This window comes from Ruegeria sp. AK4, assembly GCF_056541025.1.
In genome coordinates, this window is the sequence record NZ_JBQFXS010000005.1 from 23,041 (window position 1) to 39,908 (window position 16,868).

The 16,868-nt window shown below is 61.2% G+C and carries 21 protein-coding genes and 1 other RNA gene; 14 read left to right on the forward strand and 8 right to left on the reverse strand.

Features of this window, described 5'->3' with window-relative positions; genetic code table 11:
* Position 1: 1 nt before the first annotated feature.
* Positions 2 to 694, reverse strand: a complete 693-nt coding sequence (locus tag ACR0EZ_RS10620; RefSeq protein ID WP_480612816.1) for a metal-dependent hydrolase — start codon at positions 692 to 694, stop codon at positions 2 to 4.
* A 59-nt stretch (positions 695 to 753) separates the two neighbouring features.
* Here ACR0EZ_RS10620 and ACR0EZ_RS10625 point away from each other — a divergent pair, with 59 nt between their 5' ends.
* Positions 754 to 1,449 carry a ceramidase domain-containing protein gene (locus tag ACR0EZ_RS10625; protein WP_480612818.1) on the forward strand — a complete coding sequence of 232 codons (696 nt, stop codon included), beginning with the start codon at positions 754 to 756 and terminating at the stop codon, positions 1,447 to 1,449.
* Here ACR0EZ_RS10625 and ACR0EZ_RS10630 read toward each other — a convergent pair.
* Both ACR0EZ_RS10630 and ACR0EZ_RS10635 read right to left on the reverse strand, forming a co-directional pair.
* Positions 1,409 to 2,167: a class I SAM-dependent methyltransferase gene (locus ACR0EZ_RS10630; protein WP_480612820.1), complete on the reverse strand. Its 759-nt coding sequence runs from the start codon at positions 2,165 to 2,167 to the stop codon at positions 1,409 to 1,411. The two genes, ACR0EZ_RS10625 and ACR0EZ_RS10630, sit on opposite strands and share 41 nt — an antisense overlap.
* A 6-nt stretch (positions 2,168 to 2,173) precedes the next feature.
* The gene (locus ACR0EZ_RS10635) at positions 2,174 to 2,737 is read right to left on the reverse strand and encodes a DUF4202 domain-containing protein (protein ID WP_480612822.1); all 564 of its coding nucleotides are present in this window, start codon (positions 2,735 to 2,737) and stop codon (positions 2,174 to 2,176) included.
* Between the two features lie 240 nt (positions 2,738 to 2,977).
* On the opposite strand from ACR0EZ_RS10635, the gene gatC reads away from it, so the two are divergent.
* The 5 genes from gatC to rnpB all read left to right on the forward strand — a co-directional run bounded on the left by gatC (position 2,978) and on the right by rnpB (position 6,677).
* Entirely contained in the window at positions 2,978 to 3,265 is a 288-nt protein-coding gene (gene gatC / locus ACR0EZ_RS10640) for an Asp-tRNA(Asn)/Glu-tRNA(Gln) amidotransferase subunit GatC (protein ID WP_480612824.1), read from the forward strand.
* Positions 3,266 to 3,268: 3 nt separating this feature from the next.
* Complete coding sequence (gene gatA / locus ACR0EZ_RS10645) at positions 3,269 to 4,756, forward strand: Asp-tRNA(Asn)/Glu-tRNA(Gln) amidotransferase subunit GatA (protein ID WP_480612826.1); 1,488 nt, start codon at positions 3,269 to 3,271, stop codon at positions 4,754 to 4,756.
* A 38-nt stretch (positions 4,757 to 4,794) separates the two neighbouring features.
* The gene (locus tag ACR0EZ_RS10650; protein ID WP_480612828.1) at positions 4,795 to 5,499 is read left to right on the forward strand and encodes a hypothetical protein; all 705 of its coding nucleotides are present in this window, start codon (positions 4,795 to 4,797) and stop codon (positions 5,497 to 5,499) included.
* Positions 5,483 to 6,160: an N-acetylmuramoyl-L-alanine amidase gene (locus ACR0EZ_RS10655; RefSeq protein WP_480612830.1), complete on the forward strand. Its 678-nt coding sequence runs from the start codon at positions 5,483 to 5,485 to the stop codon at positions 6,158 to 6,160. The genes ACR0EZ_RS10650 and ACR0EZ_RS10655 overlap by 17 nt, the downstream gene beginning before the upstream one ends.
* 124 nt (positions 6,161 to 6,284) lie before the next feature.
* Positions 6,285 to 6,677: RNase P RNA component class A (rnpB, locus tag ACR0EZ_RS10660), an RNA gene on the forward strand.
* Between the two features lie 9 nt (positions 6,678 to 6,686).
* On the opposite strand, the gene ACR0EZ_RS10665 is transcribed toward rnpB, so the two are convergent.
* Positions 6,687 to 7,019, reverse strand: coding sequence for a GYD domain-containing protein (locus tag ACR0EZ_RS10665; protein WP_480612832.1), 333 nt, complete (start codon positions 7,017 to 7,019; stop codon positions 6,687 to 6,689).
* Positions 7,020 to 7,071: 52 nt separating this feature from the next.
* Between ACR0EZ_RS10665 and ACR0EZ_RS10670 the strand changes: the two genes are divergently transcribed.
* The 4 genes from ACR0EZ_RS10670 to ACR0EZ_RS10685 all read left to right on the forward strand — a co-directional run bounded on the left by ACR0EZ_RS10670 (position 7,072) and on the right by ACR0EZ_RS10685 (position 9,227).
* Complete coding sequence (locus ACR0EZ_RS10670) at positions 7,072 to 7,476, forward strand: hypothetical protein (protein WP_480612834.1); 405 nt, start codon at positions 7,072 to 7,074, stop codon at positions 7,474 to 7,476.
* Positions 7,477 to 7,500: 24 nt separating this feature from the next.
* Positions 7,501 to 8,205 carry a DUF533 domain-containing protein gene (locus tag ACR0EZ_RS10675; RefSeq protein WP_480612836.1) on the forward strand — a complete coding sequence of 235 codons (705 nt, stop codon included), beginning with the start codon at positions 7,501 to 7,503 and terminating at the stop codon, positions 8,203 to 8,205.
* Between the two features lie 128 nt (positions 8,206 to 8,333).
* Positions 8,334 to 8,501: a 50S ribosomal protein L33 gene (rpmG, locus tag ACR0EZ_RS10680; protein ID WP_005630270.1), complete on the forward strand. Its 168-nt coding sequence runs from the start codon at positions 8,334 to 8,336 to the stop codon at positions 8,499 to 8,501.
* Positions 8,502 to 8,720: 219 nt separating this feature from the next.
* On the forward strand, positions 8,721 to 9,227 hold the full coding sequence (locus ACR0EZ_RS10685) for a hypothetical protein (RefSeq protein ID WP_480612838.1): 507 nt from the start codon (positions 8,721 to 8,723) through the stop codon (positions 9,225 to 9,227).
* A gap of 143 nt (positions 9,228 to 9,370) precedes the next feature.
* On the opposite strand, the gene ACR0EZ_RS10690 is transcribed toward ACR0EZ_RS10685, so the two are convergent.
* The gene (locus tag ACR0EZ_RS10690; protein WP_480612839.1) at positions 9,371 to 10,108 is read right to left on the reverse strand and encodes a Bax inhibitor-1/YccA family protein; all 738 of its coding nucleotides are present in this window, start codon (positions 10,106 to 10,108) and stop codon (positions 9,371 to 9,373) included.
* 183 nt (positions 10,109 to 10,291) lie between these two features.
* On the reverse strand, positions 10,292 to 10,501 hold the full coding sequence (locus ACR0EZ_RS10695; RefSeq protein WP_480612841.1) for a DUF1127 domain-containing protein: 210 nt from the start codon (positions 10,499 to 10,501) through the stop codon (positions 10,292 to 10,294).
* A gap of 126 nt (positions 10,502 to 10,627) precedes the next feature.
* Here ACR0EZ_RS10695 and ACR0EZ_RS10700 point away from each other — a divergent pair, with 126 nt between their 5' ends.
* Entirely contained in the window at positions 10,628 to 11,506 is an 879-nt protein-coding gene (locus ACR0EZ_RS10700) for a LysR family transcriptional regulator (RefSeq protein WP_480612843.1), read from the forward strand.
* Between the two features lie 6 nt (positions 11,507 to 11,512).
* Here the strand turns inward: ACR0EZ_RS10700 and ACR0EZ_RS10705 are convergent, their stop codons facing one another.
* Positions 11,513 to 12,469 (reverse strand): NADPH:quinone oxidoreductase family protein, encoded by a 957-nt coding sequence (locus ACR0EZ_RS10705; protein ID WP_480612845.1) that lies wholly within the window; start codon positions 12,467 to 12,469, stop codon positions 11,513 to 11,515.
* Positions 12,470 to 12,813: 344 nt separating this feature from the next.
* Here ACR0EZ_RS10705 and ACR0EZ_RS10710 point away from each other — a divergent pair, with 344 nt between their 5' ends.
* The 3 genes from ACR0EZ_RS10710 to ACR0EZ_RS10720 all read left to right on the forward strand — a co-directional run bounded on the left by ACR0EZ_RS10710 (position 12,814) and on the right by ACR0EZ_RS10720 (position 15,472).
* Positions 12,814 to 13,185 carry a helix-turn-helix domain-containing protein gene (locus ACR0EZ_RS10710; protein WP_480612847.1) on the forward strand — a complete coding sequence of 124 codons (372 nt, stop codon included), beginning with the start codon at positions 12,814 to 12,816 and terminating at the stop codon, positions 13,183 to 13,185.
* 45 nt (positions 13,186 to 13,230) lie between these two features.
* A complete protein-coding gene (hisN, locus tag ACR0EZ_RS10715) occupies positions 13,231 to 14,022 on the forward strand; it encodes a histidinol-phosphatase (RefSeq protein ID WP_480612849.1) in 792 nt (263 codons plus the stop codon).
* 115 nt (positions 14,023 to 14,137) lie between these two features.
* A complete protein-coding gene (locus ACR0EZ_RS10720; RefSeq protein ID WP_480612851.1) occupies positions 14,138 to 15,472 on the forward strand; it encodes an 8-oxoguanine deaminase in 1,335 nt (444 codons plus the stop codon).
* Here the strand turns inward: ACR0EZ_RS10720 and guaD are convergent.
* A complete protein-coding gene (guaD, locus tag ACR0EZ_RS10725; protein ID WP_480612853.1) occupies positions 15,469 to 16,755 on the reverse strand; it encodes a guanine deaminase in 1,287 nt (428 codons plus the stop codon). The genes ACR0EZ_RS10720 and guaD overlap by 4 nt on opposite strands.
* Between the last annotated feature and the right edge of the window lie 113 nt (positions 16,756 to 16,868).

A 16,868-nucleotide genomic window follows, 5' to 3' on the forward strand; every position in this document is an offset into this window, starting at 1 on the left:
GCTACAATGTGATCGGCTGCATGATTTCCGGCTCGATCACATCGACGCCCGGCAACCCGTCAATTAATTCTTGCGCCGATTGTTCCAGAATGGAGAAGGTCTTGTAGTGGCACGGAATGACGGTCCTGAAGTTGAAATACCGCTGCGCCGCATAGGCCGTCGCTTTCATGTCCATCGTGAAATGGCCGCCCGCAGACAGGATGCCGATATCGGGTTTGTAATAGTCCCCCATCCACTCCATATCCGCCATGATGTCGGTGTCGCCCGAGACGTACAGCATGTGCCCTTCGGCGGCGATCATGAACCCGACCTCGCTGCCGCCGGTGCGCAAACCGTCGGGGGTCGAGAAGGTCGAACTGTGCGATGCAGGCACCATCGTCACCTTGATGCCGTTCAGATCGACCGTGCCGCCCTTGTTGAAACCGACAGTCTCGACGTTTTCGGTTTCGCTCCAGAACCCCATCAGGTCGTACTGGCCTACAATCGGAACGTTCAGGGTTTTGGCCAGCGACAGCACATCGGCCACGTGGTCGAAATGCGTGTGGGTCAGCAGGATATGGGTCGCGCCCTGCAATGCGGCGTCATGCTGCGTGTCTGACAGAACCGGGTTGCCCGTCAGCCACGGATCGATCAGCAGCACCTGACCTTCGGATTCGATGCGAAAGCTGCCATGGCCCAACCAAATGATGTTCATCAAAAATTCCTCCCGAACAGACTGTTGGCACCAGCCTAGCATCCGCTATGTAAATTTCCATGGACTGGATGCAGCAAATCGACGGCTATTGCGAACGTTTGTCGCCCGCCTATTGGGCCGAGCCGGTAAACGCGGTGACAAATGCGGCGTTTTTGATCTCGGCCTTTATCATGTGGCGGCGCGTGCGGGGGCAGGGCATGCCTTTGGCAATGGCGCTGGTGATTGTTCTGGCCTGTATCGGGATCGGCAGCTACCTGTTCCACACCCACGCGCAGGTTTGGGCGGCGCTGGCCGATACCACGCCCATTCTGCTGTACATTCTGATCTACATCTTCGCCGTGAACCGGGACATTCTGCGGATGTCCACCGGGCGGGCGTTGCTTGTGACAGCGCTGTTCTTTCCCTACGCCGCCGCGACGTTGCCTTTGTTCCGTCTGGTTCCGGGGCTAGGCGGCTCGGCAGCCTATGCGCCTGTACCTTTGCTGATCCTGATCTATGCGGCGTTTCTGCGCAACTCACAGCCGGAATTTGCGCGGGGGATGACGATCGGGGCGGGGATTCTGATCGCTTCTATCACGTTTCGCGCGCTGGACCTTCCGACCTGCGAACAGATTCCGCTGGGGACGCATTTCTTGTGGCATATCCTGAATGCAGTGATGCTGGGCTGGATGATCGAAGTTTACCGGGTCGCGATGGTGAAATCCCGCTTTGGCGCTAATCCGGCAGCTTACGCGCAACATAGAAGCCATAACTGAAATAGTTCGCGTAGGACTTGTACAAGGCAATCTCGGCCTCTTCCGCTGCGACGATGGCCTTGGCCTGATCCGAATAGTTGTTCCTTTGCAGAAACCCCTCGAACCTGTTTTGCATTGGGTCGTAGTAGTTCTGCAGCCAACAGGGTTTCGGCAGGGCAAAAAAGCCTAACGGAGCGAATCCGCAGGCCTCCAGTTGCGCGATTTTGGTCGAAGCGGTCGCCACCCCGGCATATTGCTGTTCCCAATGTCGGGTCAGATCCTTTGGGCGCTTGGCGGTCAGCCATGTCAGCTCTGACACCGCCAGAATGCCGCCGGGTTTCAGAAACCGCCGCCAGCTTTGGATGCCGGTCTCAAACCCGATATTGTAGATCGCCCCTTCCGACCAGATGGCGTCCAGAGAGCCATCGGAAAAAGGCAGCGCATCCATCGATGCCGCGACCGTGTGGATGCGATCTGACAGACCGGCATCTTCGGCGCGGGTGGTCAGCTTGTCCAGAAACGGCTTCAGCAAGTCCACTGCGGTGATCGTAGCGTCAAGGTCCTGCGCCAGAACCAAAGCGGCGGCGCCGGTCCCGCAGCCAATATCGGCGATCTGCAGGTCGCGGCCCGCACCGAGGCCGGACAGGCCGATTGCGATGCGCGTCTGTTGATCTCCGCCCGGTCCTTGCCGGTCGCCACCCTGATGCAGGTCCACCAGCAGTTGGATTTCGTCGCTCATCCCGCGTCAGTTTTCAAACGCGGCGGCGAGGTCCTGCGGCAAATCGAACTCCGCCAGCACCCGCGCCCGCCCGTCCGCCGACATCTTTCGGGCGGTTTTTTCAACGATGCTCTGGATCTTTTCGGCCGAGTGTTTCTCGGCAAAGGGTGCAAAGTACCATTTCAGATACACAAAGCAGATCACGTCTTCCAAAGCCTGCACATCGGGGTCCCGTTTGATCCCCTCCTTGCGCAGCATCCGGCCTGTCGCCTGAACATCGTCGTCGGAATACCCGGCATTGCCCATCATCCCCATCACCACCTCGGCATGATGCACGCCCTGCGCCCGCCGCCATGCCAGATAACCGGCGCGTCCTTCGGGGTATTCGCTGCGCGCCAGTTTCCAGCGTTCCACATGCTGTCCGCGCGCGGCGATCTGCAGCGTGTCCGACGCCTCGGGGAACAGGCGGTCCAACTCGGCACTCATGCGCTGACCGTAGAGCAGGTTGGCAGGCTGGCCGTCTTCGACCGAGGGGTCTTTTTGGTTGGCCGCATCAATCGCGTCCAGAACTGCTTGCTTTTGCGCGCTCATTGCTTAACTCCGTTGGCTTGCCGGACCTGCGGTGCGGTCCGGTTGAAATTCAAGAGCATCGTAGCGGGTGGCGGCGGCAAGTGCAGCACCGAATTGCCAGAAACCCCGGGGGCTGAACCCGGCAAAAGGGCTGCGGAACCAATCCGAATTCAACGCAGCGGCGGGGCCCATAGCATAGCGGTCTTGCGACCGGTGCGGCAGACGGGTAAACGCCCCCGTAAGCGTATATGAGGTTTTCCGATGTCGATTGACCAAAGCACCGCCGCCAAGGTGGCCAAACTGGCCCGGATCAAGGTCGAGGATGACGCGCTGCCCGCGCTGGCGTCCGAGTTCAACAATATCCTTGGGTTCATTGAGCAACTCAATGAGGTGGATGTGGATGGTGTCGAACCGATGGTCTCGGTCGAGCCGATGCGCCTGAAACGGCGTCAGGATGTGGTCACCGACGGCAACCAGCAGGACAAGGTTCTGGCCAACGCCCCCGACGCGCGCGAAGGGTTCTTCGCTGTTCCCAAAGTGGTGGAGTAAGACATGAGCGATCTTAACAAACTGGGCTTGGCCGAGGCCCGCGACGCGCTGCGCAAGGGTGATGTGACCTCGGTCGAGCTGACCGAATCCTGCCTGAAAGCGATTGATGAGGCCGACGCGCTGAACGCCTTTGTCCACAAAACACCCGAGATCGCGCTGGAACGCGCCAAGGCTGCGGACGAACGGATCAAGGCGGGCGACGCGCCGTCGATGTGCGGCCTGCCGATCGGCATCAAGGATCTGTTCTGCACCAAGGGCGTGCCCTCGCAGGCAGCATCAAAAATTCTGGAAGGCTTCAAGCCCGAATACGAGTCCACCGTGTCGCAGCAACTGGCCGATGCCGGTGCGGTGATGCTGGGCAAGCTGAACATGGACGAATTCGCCATGGGGAGCAGCAACGAAACCTCGACTTACGGCAATGCCGTCAGCCCGTGGCGGCGCGGCAATGACGATGCGCAACTGACACCGGGCGGCTCGTCCGGCGGTTCGGCTTCGGCTGTATCTGCCGATCTGTGTCTGGCCGCAACCGGCACCGATACCGGCGGCTCGATCCGTCAGCCTGCCGCCTTTGTCGGCATCACCGGCATCAAGCCCACCTATGGCCGCTGCTCACGCTGGGGCATCGTCGCCTTCGCCTCGTCGCTGGATCAGGCCGGCCCGATGACCAAGAACGTCCGCGACGCGGCGATCATGCTGGAAACCATGTGCGGTCACGACCCCAAGGATTCTACCAGTGCCGAACTGGCCGTCCCGAATTTCGAAGCGATGCTGACCGGTGACATCAGGGGAAAGAAGATCGGTATCCCCAAGGAATACCGCATGGACGGCATGCCCGCCGAGATCGAAAAGCTGTGGGCCGACGGGGCCGAAATGCTGAAAGCGGCGGGCGCCGAGATCGTCGACATCTCGTTGCCGCACACCAAATACGCGCTGCCTGCGTACTACGTGATCGCACCGGCCGAGGCGTCCTCGAACCTCGCCCGCTATGACGGTGTCCGCTATGGCCGCCGCGCGCAGCTGGCGCAGGGCGACGGCATCACCGAGATGTACGAGAAAACCCGTGCCGAAGGCTTCGGACACGAAGTCCAGCGCCGCGTGATGATCGGCACCTATGTGCTTTCGGCGGGCTTCTACGACGCCTACTATAACCGCGCCCGTAAGGTCCGCACCCTGATCAAGAAAGACTTCGAAGATGTCTTCGCCGCAGGCGTCGACGCCATCCTGACCCCGGCCACGCCCTCGGCGTCCTTCGGACTGGGTGAAATGACCGAGGCCGATCCGGTGCAGATGTACCTGAACGACGTCTTCACAGTGACTGTCAACCTGGCGGGTCTGCCCGGTATTTCGGTACCCGCAGGGCTGGACAAGCAGGGCCTGCCGCTGGGCCTGCAACTGATCGGACGGCCCTGGGACGAAGGCGATCTGCTCAACACCGCCTATGCGCTGGAAAGCGCGGCCGGGTTTGTGGCCAAGCCCGGGAAATGGTGGTAAGCCTCGGGCAACGCACAGAACTGAAACGGAGCCGATGAATGCGGTTTAAGCATCTGGTCCCAGCCGTCGCCCTTGTCGCTGCCTGCAATACGGTCGCGCCGGTCAGCAATCCCGGGTTCAACACGCCGGAATACCGGGCTCAGCGCGAGGCACAATTGGCCGGGCAGGGGGTCGGAGGCAATCCTCTGCTGTCGCCCGTGGCCGTGTCGCAGGAACCTCTGGGCGCACCGGGCTCAGTCTCGACCCTGCCGCCCGCAACGGGTGAGAATGCGGATCTGGCAAACCAGACCGCCGCCGCTCTGGCCAGCACATCCGGGCAGGCGACGGTGCCGGTGGCTGCCCCCACCAACACCGCAATTTCCGACGAACAGGACTTTGCAGCCGTATCCGAACGCCGCAGCATCGAATCCGATGCCGCCCGGATCGAGCAGAACCGCCAGACCTACGAGGTTGTTGCGCCCACCGCCGTGCCGGAACGCGGGTCCGACGGGCAACCCAACATCGTGCAATACGCGCTGAACACGTCAAACCCGGTGGGCACCCAGCTTTACAGCCGCGCCGGTTTCAATCTGCAGGCCAAGGCCCAACGGAACTGCGCCCGCTTCCCCTCGCCGGACCAAGCCCAGATCGAGTTCCTGTCGAGTGGCGGCCCGCAGCGCGACCGCAAAGGTCTTGATCCGGATGGCGATGGTTATGCCTGCGGCTGGGATCCGAGCCCGTTCCGCAGTGCCATCAGCAACTGACCCGCATTCGCCGATCTGGCACCCGTCACCCAATTTCGGTCCGCGTCGGGATGGGCTGAGGCCCTCACTTGTGGTAATCCACTACACCGCGATGAACAGCGCGCAGGCCGCGCTGGACCGTTTGTGTGATCCGAGGGCCGAGGTTTCGGCCCACTACCTGATCGGCGCAGACGGCACCCTGTGGCAGATGGTGCGCGAAAAAGACCGGGCCTGGCACGCCGGGGCCGGGGAATGGCACGGCCAGACCGACATCAATTCCCGCTCCATCGGGATCGAGTTGGATAACCGCGGCGATCACCCGTTTTCACAGCCGCAGATGGCACGGTTGGAACACCTGCTGTTCTCCATCATGACACGCTGGTCCATCGCGCCCTCAGGCGTGATCGGCCATTCCGATATGGCTCCGGGCCGCAAATTCGACCCCGGCCCCCGGTTCGACTGGCAGCGGCTGGAACATCAGGGCCTCGCCGCCCCGCGCGGAGACAGCGAAACCTCGCAGGCCCCGTCGATGGACCAATTCCGCGCACTGGCCCGCGACGCAGGTTTCACTGCCGACACCGACGATGACACTCTGCTCGCGACGGTCCGGCTTAGGTATCGCCCTTGGGGCAAAGGCCCGCTGGACCCCTCTGATTTCGCCCCGCTCACTGCCAAAACCTGATCCGCTCTTCATCTGTCCGAAAATATCCCGGGGTTGAATTGGCCGCAGGCCAAGAAGGGGCTGGCCCCTTCTGCGTGCTATCCACCCTTGACGCCGCCGGGCCCAAAGCCTACCCAACGCCTGCGCGGAGGGCCGGATGGCCGCTTGGGCCTTGGCCCGAGAGGAAAGTCCGGACTCCACAAGACAACGGTGCCGGGTAACGCCCGGGCGGGGCAACCCGACGGAAAGCGCCACAGAAATCAGACCGCCACACGTGTGTGGTAAGGGTGAAACGGTGGGGTAAGAGCCCACCGCGCCGCTGGCAACAGCGGCGGCACGGCAAGCCCCACCGGGAGCAATGCCAAATAGGGTCCCCGCGCGGGCCGGTCGGTGCAAGCCGATACCGCCGCTAAGCCTGTCTTGGCCCAGAGGGACCGGGTTGGCAGCTTGAGCCGCGCAGCAATGCACGGCCCAGAGGAATGGTCATCGAAGGGGCAAGCCCCCGGAACAGGATCCGGCTTACAGGCTCTCCGCGCGTATCAGCAGTTCACTGGCCCGGCGGTGTATATGCGCCGGTCAGTTTCGCGGCCTTCTTGGTGATGGCAACAAAGTCCTTCGCCTTCCACGCACGCACCGTCTGCACATTCGATACAGCCCCCGAGGCCGCAACGGCCATGCCAATCGCCACTGCATCGGTCCCGTCCGGTGCCTCGCTAATGACAACAACGTCGTTGTCTCCGGTGGTCATGTAAAACGCCAAAAGCTTGCCGCCGACCTTCTTTAGCAACGCCCTGACGGGTCCGGTCCGGTCCTTGGGCTTTTTCAGCATGCCCCGGACACCTTCCTGAGAATAGGACGCATAAGTGATGAAAATGGGCATAGATACCTCCTGTTACGCAATTTGACAGAGGACCTGTAATTCGGCCGGTCCCTTGGCCTTTACGGGTGCCGAAACGCGCCGTATCTCAATCGTCCGCGACCTGAACCATGCCACAGATCAGCAATTCCCAATCCCCACGGTATGGGCAAACAACATTACGATCTTGCCGGTTTTTTCGTTGACCAAAACGCCCCCCTTTAAAACGCCATGCGCAAAAACTCTGCCGACAGAGGGTGATGCCTGTTTCCGGTGCCTCGAAGATCGAGCCCGTCTGGCCCAATGGAATAACGCGCAGACATATCACGAAACCGTGATCTGTTCAATTGAACCCACCAATTTGCAAGCCAAGGGTGATCTGGGGCCTGGGCAGCAAATCCCTCTGGTGGTGTGGTTCCCAGCCCGGATCAGCGCGTGGTTTCTCAGAATTCATTCAGGTGTTACCTTTTCAGGCAACTGACACAGAATTCATTGGGAGGACAAAATGAGTTTCATGAAAGCACTGGCCTCGGTCGCCGTAGGATTTGCCGCCGCAAAGGGGCTGGAAAAATACAAGCAGATGGGCGGTATGGCCGGCCTGCAGGACATGATGCAGGGGGGCGGTGGCGGCTTTGGCATGGATCAGCTTGGCAAGATGGCCGAGCAGTTCGGCATGCCCGGCGGTGCCGCTGGCCTGCAAGAGATGATGGGAAAGTTCGGCATGGCCAACCCGGCCGGGGCCGCCGGGCTGGGCGGGCTGATGAATGCCATGCAGGGCGCGGCCAAGACCGGCAGCCGGCAGACACTGGACATGATGGAGACGGTATTCGGCGGAACCCCCGGCGGTGCCGTGATGGAGGAACAGGCCAAACTGATGCTGCGCGCCATGATTCAGGCGGCCAAGGCCGATGGGGAACTGGACCAGCATGAAAAGGAAACCATCCTCGGTGAGCTGGGCGACGATATCAGCGATGAAAAACGCGCCTTCGTTCAGGAACAGCTGGATGCGCCGATTGATGTGATGGGTTTGGCGGCGGATGCCGGGTCCCCTCTGAAAACCCAGATCTACGCAACCTCGTTGGCAGCGATTCGTCTGGATAACGCGCGTGAGGCCGCTTATCTGAAGCAACTGGCCACCGCTTTGGGCCTGTCAGATGCCGAGCGGGACAAAATCCATACCTATATGGGGGCTCCAACCCTGTCTGGCTGAGGCCAGTTTCGCGCCCGCCGGTTTCGCGGGCACGATTGCCCTTGACATGGGCGGTGCAGCGCGTAAAAGCGCACGCTCATAGGAATTCAACCGAAAGGCCCCTGCCTTTTCGGACGCAGGAGATAACCATGGCGAAGCCGACGACAATCAAGATCCGTCTGAACTCGACCGCGGGCACGGGCCACTTCTACGTGACCAAGAAAAACGCACGCACCATGACCGAGAAAATGACCGTTCGTAAATACGATCCGGTTGCTCGGAAGCATGTCGAGTACAAAGAAGGCAAGATCAAGTAATCTGCCTTATCCATCGAATATTGAAAAAGGGTTCTGCCTTGGCAGAGCCCTTTTTCGTTGCGCCATTGCCGGTCGCGCTACGGCTGTCCACCGGCTCAGGCGTGCATCTGTCCGTTGCATGGGCGCATCAGCGCCGGGCGCAATCGGTCCGCGGGTGGCTTGCTTTTTGCAACTCGCTGCCAGTACGGTTCAGCAACCCGCCACAAAATGTTGACCGCCATGAAAAAAATCTTGTTATCCACAGTTGTCGTTCTGAGCCTTGCAGCCTGTGAGGACCCGTTCAACCGGGAAGGCGTCGGATTTACCGGAATTGATGGCGAACCGCGCACCATTTCCGATGTGCAAGGCGCTGTGGCCTTTGTCCCGCCCGAGGTGAACATCCCCGCGGAACTGGCCTTGCTGCCCACCATCAACGTTCTGTCGGACGAGGTTGATCCGGCGAAACTGGCAAGCGTGGCCATCGACAATGGCGGACGCACGGATTCCAGCGCGGTTCCGCTGTCCGGCAGCGACACCACCCTGTTTCTGAGCACGGTCAGCGTCAACGGCTCGCTGTACGGGGTGCTGCGCACGCTGAACAACAGCACCCGGGTCGACAATTCCATCGGCGCGATTTTTGGCGAAGAGACCGAGCGATTCACCGGCTGTCTGGCTGCAGGCGACGTGTTCCGCAAAGGCGGTTCCGATCGCAGCTCGGGCTTTGCGGTGCCGCTGAATTGTAGCTGACACGAACTGAAGTTTTCTGAAAACGCCCTCGCCGATATCGGCGGGGGCTTTTTCTTTTTGATAGTTCCTTGGTCCACGATGCCCAAAAGAAAAGGGCGGGTCACGCCTGACCCGCCCTTTGGCAGCTTTATGAATGTCCCGCGTTACTCGCGGTTGCCCAGCAGTTGCAGCAGGAACATGAACATGTTGATGAAGTCCAGGTACAGGTTCAGCGCGCCCATGATGGCGGCTTTGCCCAGCCATTCCTGATCGCCGGCATGTGCCATCTGCAGATAGGTGGTCTTGATCTTCTGCGTGTCATAGGCGGTCAAACCGGCAAAGATCAGCACGCCCAGAATGGACACGGCGAACATGATCGCAGGCGACTGCAGGAACAGGTTGATGATCATCGCCACAATCAGACCGATCACGCCCATCATCAGGAACGTGCCCATGCCCGACAGGTCTTTCTTGGTCACGTAACCGTAAAGCGACAGACCCGCAAAAGCGATCGAGGTCACCAGAAAGACCTGAGCGATCGAGATGCCGGTGAAGGCCACGAAAATCCAGCTCAGCGACAGGCCCATGACCGCAGCGAAGACGTAGAAGAACAGCTGCGCGCCAGCCGCGCTCAGGCGGTTGATCGCGGCACCGAAGCCAAACACCATGGCCAGCGGGGCAAACATGATGATCCAGCCAAGAATGTTCGGGCTTAGCGTGACCGGGTCACGGAATACCGACAGCAATTGCGGGCTGGAGCCAACGGCCCAGGCCACGGCAAATGTGATCAGCATGCCCACGGACATTGTACCGTAGACTTTGTTCATATGGGCGCGCAGGCCCTCATCAATCTCGGCGGCGCGCGCGCCGGATGCCGTCCGGATCGTGTCGAATTGTGCCATCAAAGGGTCTCCCTTCACATATTTTTAGTACGCCTCGGCGACGCCGGGCGCTTTCCCTGCAAATATCGGCAACTGCAGGCGGTGTTTCAAGAGTTTCCGGGCCAAAACCGACTAAAATACGCAACAAAAATGGCGACCTGTGTCCACAGGCCGCCATTTCTGCGCTACGGGTCTGATTTTCCGCTATTTCTGCCAGAATTGAGGGGCATCCCAAACCGGCCGCCGAAGCTCGGCCTCGACCTCTGCGCGGGTTACGCCGATGTCTTTCAGCGCGCGGTCGTCCAGCCGGGCCAGGTGGCGGCGCTGCCGCAGAACCGAAAACGCGTGCTTGATCAGGTTCAGACCGGACCGTTTCGCCGGTTTGCCGGGGCGATGGATTGCAATTTGTGTCATAGCAATTGTCCTTTCTGCGTTTGAGATGGTTTTTCTGAATGCCATCAAGTTCCTTGATATATATGAGGCGCTATGACATATTTTAAAAACGAATATTTTTGACGACATGCATAAGGAATCGTGAAGATGCGAAATCTGGACATCACCACCTTGCGCTCTTTCGTGGCTGTGGCGGATCAGGGCGGCGTCACGCGGGCGGCGGGTTTTTTGCACCTGACGCAGTCGGCGGTTTCGATGCAGCTCAAACGGCTCGAGGAACTGCTGGATCTGGAATTGCTGGATCGCAGTGGCCGGACCATCGCGCTGACCGCCTCGGGCGAGCAGTTGCTGGCCTACGCGCGGCGCATGATTGCGCTGAATGATGAGGTGATTTCGAAACTTACCGATCAGGCCTTCGAGGGCGAGGTGGTGCTGGGCGTGCCGCATGACATCGTGTACCCGGCGGTTCCGCGGGTGTTGCAGCGCTTCAACGCGGATTTCCCGCGGGTGCGGGTGCATCTTATTTCGTCCTACTCGCTGCAACTGAAGGACATGTACAAGCGCGGCGAATGCGACTTGATCCTGACCACCGAAGCCACGGCGAATGATGAAGCAGAGACGATAGCGAAACTGCCCCTGCGCTGGATCGGCGCTCCGGGCGGGTCGGCATGGCGCAAACGGCCGATACCGATTGCCTTGGGGCGGCGTTGCATGTTCCGCCCGCAGGTGATCGCGGCGCTGGATGAGGCCGGGGTTCCGTGGGAGTTGTCGGTCGAAACAGAAAACGACCGGACCATCGAAGCCACGGTCAGCGCCGATCTGGCCGTCTATGCGGCGCTCGACGGCACCGAGGCCGCGCATCTGGAACAGATCGACTCGGGCGGCGTTCTGCCCGAATTGCCGGGGCATGTGATCAATCTTTACGGTGGAAAACCCGGCCGCGACGCGGTGGTCGAGGCTTTGGCCGCGCTGGTGCGGCAGAACTTCCGTTTGTTGGGTGGCGGGCAGCTTCGGGCCGTCGGGTGATCGTCGTCAGGGCGTAATCACGATTTTTCCGGTCGATTTCCGCTCTTTCAACAGCTGCATGCCCTGTTCGACTTCGCGCAGGGGCAGCACGTGGCTGATATGGGGGGTGATTCTGCCCTCGGCGTGCCAGCGAAACAGGGTCTGGAAACTCTCCTGCACGATCTGGGGACGGAAATTCAGATAGCCGCCGATGTAAAAGCCGATCACTGTCAGGTTTTTGACCAGCAGGTGATTGGCGGGTATCTGCGGCACGTCCCCGCCCGCGAACCCGATGGGCAGCAGACGCCCTTCGGGGTTGGTGGCGCGAAAGGCGGCCTTGAACACGTCGCCGCCGATGGCGTCATAGACGACATCCGCGCCGCCCAAGGCTTTGACCCGCGCGCGCAGGTCATCCGAGTTGTCGATCAGGTGATCCGCACCGGCGGTCTTGGCAACCGCCAGCTTGTCTTCACCGCGCGCCTGCGCAATCACGGTGGCCCCCATCAGCTTGCCGATCTCAACCGCCGTCAATCCCACGCCGCCCGCCGCGCCGGTGACCAGAAGCGTTTCACCCGGTTGCAGCCGGGCCCGGTGATCCAGCGCGATATGGCTGGTGCCATAGGCAATCTGAATGGCGGCGGCGTCTTCGAAACTGGTCGAATCGGGCAGGGGGATCACCCGGCTGGCGTCGAAGACACCATATTCCGCCAGCCCGCCCTGTCCGCAATAGACCGCAACCCGGTCGCCTTGGGTCAGATGGGTGACATCGGGGCCAACCGCGTCGACGATACCCGCGACCTCCATGCCTTGGGTAAAGGGGGCGGGCGGGGCGTCCTGATACGTGCCTTTCTGCATCAGCAGGTCTGCGAAGTTCAGCCCGCAGGCCCGAATTGCAATCCGCACCTGCCCCCGATCAGGCATGGGGACCCCAATGTCACATAGCTCTGGACCCGCTTCCGGGGAGTTTATGCGATAAGCCAGCATCTGGGCGCTCCGTTCTTTTTTGGGGCATGGGGACGTGGCGGGGCAACATTGTCAACACATAAGCCGCGGCCCGTTCCGGACAGAGGCTCTGTCAGCGCCAACTCCCACGCGCGTGCACGCAAACGGGATGGTGTTTCAATGCGACACAACCCTAAACCTCAGTTCATTGGAAGCGATTCAACCAGCTTGAAAAAAAATCAAAAAGAGGCATTATACGTCCTTAGTGCTGTTTCGGGGGGCGGTACGGTCCGGATTAGTGAGTGGTTAACGGCATCTCGCTAAGGTTGCGATCACGGACGTCGCGCATTCCCGTACAGATGTTTAGGTAGTAAAGGAGAATACCAATGACCCATCACGTCGATGTCCATGTGGGCAAGCGCGTCCGGCATCGCCGCTGGCTGATTGGCATGACCCAGCAGCAGTTGGCGCAGCAAGTTGGTATCAAGTTTCAACAAATCCAGAAATACGAAACAGGTGCCAACCGGATCAGCGCATCGCGCCTGTGGGACATTGCCGAGGCATTGGACGTTCCGGTCAGCTTTTTCTTCGAGGGGCTGGAAGAATCGTCAAAAAGCGATTCGGACAAAAAGTCGGTGCCAGCCGACCTGATGGGGGATAAAGAGGCGCTGGATCTGGTTCGGTCGTACTACGCGATCCCGGAAAATCAGCGCCGCCGCCTGTTTGAGCTGGCGCGGGTTCTCAGCGACGTCGCGTGACAGTAACTCCTTGACACTGCAGGGCGCAGGCCGCACGGGTGGCGTATGCAACAGAGCCCATTAAGTGATCTGGAAATAGCCGAGGAAATGGCCGACGCAGCGCGCGCGGCCATTCTTCCGTATTTCCGGCAGAGCAATCTTGAAACCTCCAACAAACTGGCCGACGGGTTCGATCCCGTCACCGTGGCTGATCGCAGCGCGGAACAGGCCATGCGCGCGGTCTTGGCCCGCCATCGCCCGGATGACGGCATCTTTGGCGAAGAGTTTGGCCATAGTCAGGGCAGCAGCGGGCGTACCTGGGTACTGGACCCGATTGACGGAACCCGCGCCTTTATCAGCGGGACTGCCAGTTGGGGCGTACTGATTGCGCTTTCCGAACAGGATGGCCCGGTCATGGGGGTGATCGATCAGCCCTATATCGGTGAGCGGTTTGTGGGCACGCCGGATGTGGCACAGGTCACCGGCCCGCTAGGCACGAGCCAACTGAAAACGCGCGCCACAAGGACGCTGGATCAGGCCATCCTGTTCACCACTTTCCCCGAGGTCGGCACGCCCGAAGAAGGCGCAGGCTTCCGGGCTGTTTCCGAACAGGTGAAACTGACGCGTTATGGCTTGGATTGTTACGCCTATGCACTGCTGGCCGCGGGCCAGATCGATCTGGTGATCGAGGCCGGGCTGAACGCCTATGACATTCAGGCCCCCATCGCTGTCATTCAGGCGGCAGGCGGTGTTGTTACCGATTGGCAGGGCGGTCCCGCCCATAACGGCGGACGCGCCCTGGCCGCAGCCAACCCGGAGATCCACGCCGCCGCGCTGGAGATTCTGCGCCGCTTCTGAAATCTGTTGCCGAAACGGGGCCGGGCGGGTAGAAATTACCCGGTCGGTTCTTGAGCCCGTTTTCCGCCGGCCTGCGCACTCCTTGCATGAGACGGGCAGATGCAGGAGGGCACACATGTCTGAAATTCTGATCAAAAACGCCGATTACGTCCTGACGATGGATGACGCGCGGCGCGAACTGTCCGGTGCGGATGTCCTGATCCGCGATGAGCAGATCGCGCAGATCGGCGCTGGTTTGACGACCACGGGGGAAACCCATGATGCGTCGGGCTGCGTGGTGACACCGGGGCTGGTGAACACCCATCATCACCTCTACCAAACGCTGACGCGCGCGGTTCCGGGCGGGCAGGACGCGCTGCTGTTCGGCTGGTTGCAGACGCTCTATCCGATCTGGGCGCGGTTCGGGCCGGATGAGATGTTCACCTCAGCCCAGATCGGATTGGCGGAATTGGCCCTGTCCGGCTGTAGCCTGAGTTCCGACCACCTCTACCTCTATCCCAACGGTGCGCGGCTCGAGGATACGATCAACGCTGCGGGGGAACTGGGGCTGCGGTTTCATCCCACCCGTGGCGCGATGAGCATCGGTGAAAGCGCCGGAGGCCTGCCGCCGGACAGTCTGGTCGAGGCGGAAGAGGATATTCTGAACGATATGATCCGCGTGGTGGATGCCTTTCACGATCCCGCCGAAGGGTCGATGTGCCGGGTGGGTCTGGCCCCCTGTTCCCCATTTTCGGTCAGCCGCGAGCTGATGCGGGACGCGGCGCTGCTGGCGCGCGACAAGGGGGTGATGCTGCACACGCATCTGGCCGAAAACGATGAGGATATTGCCTATTCCGAGGCGCAGTTCGGCTGCCGCCCCGGCCAGTATGCCGAGGATCTGGGCTGGACCGGCCCCGATGTTTGGCACGCCCATTGCGTCAAGCTGGACGGGGTCGAGATCGACCTGTTCGCCGACACCAGAACTGGCGTGGCGCATTGCCCCTGTTCGAACTGCCGTCTGGGGTCCGGCATTGCGCCGGTGCGGGCCATGCGGGACAGCGGCGTGAAGGTTGGGTTGGGGGCCGATGGGTCGGCCAGCAACGACAACGGCAACCTGATGCTGGAGGCGCGGCAGGCGATGCTGCTGCAGCGGGTCTCAAACGGGGCCGACGCAATGTCAGCCCGCGAAGCGTTGGAGATTGCGACCCGTGGCGGTGCCGATGTGCTGGGCCGGCCGGATTGCGGACGGCTGGCGCCGGGAAAACGCGCCGACATCGCGGTCTGGGATACGCGCAGCATCGAAAGTGCGGGCAGTTGGGATCCTGCCGCGCTGCTTCTGGCGGGGCCGATGAAGGTGAAACACCTGTTTGTCGAAGGGCGGCAGATCGTGCGGGACGGTCAGATCACGACGATCGACCTGCCCCGAGCGGTAGAGCGGCAAAACGCGCTGGCGCGGGCCTTGCAGGCTTAAGCCGCCTGCTGGCCGTTGATCCAGACCTGCGAGATTGCGCGATCATCGCCCATCATGATGGTCGGGAACACCGCCTCCCACAGGGTCTCGGCATGGGCTTCGCGCTGGGCGATGTCGGGGGTCGAGGCAAGGTCGAGGACCACCAGATCAGCCTCCATCCCCGGGGCGATATTGCCGATGCTATCCTCCATCCGCAGGGTGCGGGCAGAACCGACAGTGCCCAGCCACAGCAATTGCGCCGGGTGCAGCGGACGGCCGCGTAGCTGCCCGATCTCATAGGCGGCGGCCATCGTGCGCAGCATCGAAAAGCTGGACCCGCCGCCGGTATCGGTGGCCAGACCGACGCGGTGGCCGTCATGGATCAGGCCGTTCATGTCGAACAGGCCTGAGCCGATGAAGGTGTTCGACGTGGGGCAATGGATCAGCGCCGCATCCACCTCGCGCAGACGATCCCGCTCACGGTCTTCCAGATGGATCACGTGGCCATAAAGGCCGTTTTGACCCAACAGGCCGAATTTCTCATAGGTGTCCAGATAGTCGCGGGCGTCCGGGAACAGGGACCGGACCCATTCGATCTCATCCGTTTGCTCGCTCAGGTGCGTTTGCATCAGGCAATGGGGATGCTCGGCCCAAAGTGCGCCCATCGCCTCAAGCTGTTCCGGCGTGGAGGTGGGCGAAAACCTAGGCGTGATGGCGTAGGACAGCCGGTCGACGCGGTGCCATTTTTCCAGCAGGGTCCCGGATTGGTCATAGGCGGTCTGGGCGGTGTCGCGCAGGCCCTCGGGCGCGTTGCGGTCCATGCAGGTTTTGCCCGCCACAACACGCTGGCCGCGCTGTTGCGCCACCGTAAAAAACGCATCGACGCTTTCGGGATGGATCGTGCAGAAGCTGCACATGGTCGTGGTGCCATGTGACGCGGTCAGATCCAGATACCGGTTGGCGATTTCCGTGGCGTAGTCGATATTGCCGAACTTCATCTCTTCGGGGAAGGTGTAGCTGTTCAGCCAGTCGATCAGGCGCTTGCCCCAGCTGGCGATCATGGCGGTCTGGGGGTAGTGCACATGCGGATCGACAAACCCGGCCATGATCAGCCGGTTGCCGCAATCCTGCACCTGCGCCCCGGGATGCGCGCGGGTCAGAGCGTCGGCAGAGCCCACATCCGCGATGCGTCCGCCGTCGATCAGGACTGCCTCGTTTGTCCGGGCGGCATCGGTGGGTTCGCCGTCGAACGGCGATCCGTCAAAACTCAGTACGCGCCCTTTCAAAAGCGTCTTTTGCGCCATGTGCCCTGTTCTCCGACTGTTTGGAACCGCTTGGCAGCATAGGCGGGCGAAAGATGTGGGTAAATCGGCGCATTGTCATTGTTTTTCGGTAGCTGCTTCTTCTAATTAGGGGC

What these genes read in the sequence shown, in the direction of transcription:
- ACR0EZ_RS10620 (WP_480612816.1), bottom strand. Translation starts at nt 694, where the DNA reads ATGAACATCATTTGGTTGGGCCATGGCAGCTTTCGCATCGAATCCGAA.
- ACR0EZ_RS10625 (WP_480612818.1), top strand. Translation starts at nt 754, where the DNA reads ATGGACTGGATGCAGCAAATCGACGGCTATTGCGAACGTTTGTCGCCC.
- ACR0EZ_RS10630 (WP_480612820.1), bottom strand. Translation starts at nt 2,167, where the DNA reads ATGAGCGACGAAATCCAACTGCTGGTGGACCTGCATCAGGGTGGCGAC.
- ACR0EZ_RS10635 (WP_480612822.1), bottom strand. Translation starts at nt 2,737, where the DNA reads ATGAGCGCGCAAAAGCAAGCAGTTCTGGACGCGATTGATGCGGCCAAC.
- gatC (WP_480612824.1), top strand. Translation starts at nt 2,978, where the DNA reads ATGTCGATTGACCAAAGCACCGCCGCCAAGGTGGCCAAACTGGCCCGG.
- gatA (WP_480612826.1), top strand. Translation starts at nt 3,269, where the DNA reads ATGAGCGATCTTAACAAACTGGGCTTGGCCGAGGCCCGCGACGCGCTG.
- ACR0EZ_RS10650 (WP_480612828.1), top strand. Translation starts at nt 4,795, where the DNA reads ATGCGGTTTAAGCATCTGGTCCCAGCCGTCGCCCTTGTCGCTGCCTGC.
- ACR0EZ_RS10665 (WP_480612832.1), bottom strand. Translation starts at nt 7,019, where the DNA reads ATGCCCATTTTCATCACTTATGCGTCCTATTCTCAGGAAGGTGTCCGG.
- ACR0EZ_RS10675 (WP_480612836.1), top strand. Translation starts at nt 7,501, where the DNA reads ATGAGTTTCATGAAAGCACTGGCCTCGGTCGCCGTAGGATTTGCCGCC.
- rpmG (WP_005630270.1), top strand. Translation starts at nt 8,334, where the DNA reads ATGGCGAAGCCGACGACAATCAAGATCCGTCTGAACTCGACCGCGGGC.
- ACR0EZ_RS10685 (WP_480612838.1), top strand. Translation starts at nt 8,721, where the DNA reads ATGAAAAAAATCTTGTTATCCACAGTTGTCGTTCTGAGCCTTGCAGCC.
- ACR0EZ_RS10690 (WP_480612839.1), bottom strand. Translation starts at nt 10,108, where the DNA reads ATGGCACAATTCGACACGATCCGGACGGCATCCGGCGCGCGCGCCGCC.
- ACR0EZ_RS10695 (WP_480612841.1), bottom strand. Translation starts at nt 10,501, where the DNA reads ATGACACAAATTGCAATCCATCGCCCCGGCAAACCGGCGAAACGGTCC.
- ACR0EZ_RS10700 (WP_480612843.1), top strand. Translation starts at nt 10,628, where the DNA reads ATGCGAAATCTGGACATCACCACCTTGCGCTCTTTCGTGGCTGTGGCG.
- ACR0EZ_RS10705 (WP_480612845.1), bottom strand. Translation starts at nt 12,469, where the DNA reads ATGCTGGCTTATCGCATAAACTCCCCGGAAGCGGGTCCAGAGCTATGT.
- ACR0EZ_RS10710 (WP_480612847.1), top strand. Translation starts at nt 12,814, where the DNA reads ATGACCCATCACGTCGATGTCCATGTGGGCAAGCGCGTCCGGCATCGC.
- hisN (WP_480612849.1), top strand. Translation starts at nt 13,231, where the DNA reads ATGCAACAGAGCCCATTAAGTGATCTGGAAATAGCCGAGGAAATGGCC.
- ACR0EZ_RS10720 (WP_480612851.1), top strand. Translation starts at nt 14,138, where the DNA reads ATGTCTGAAATTCTGATCAAAAACGCCGATTACGTCCTGACGATGGAT.
- guaD (WP_480612853.1), bottom strand. Translation starts at nt 16,755, where the DNA reads ATGGCGCAAAAGACGCTTTTGAAAGGGCGCGTACTGAGTTTTGACGGA.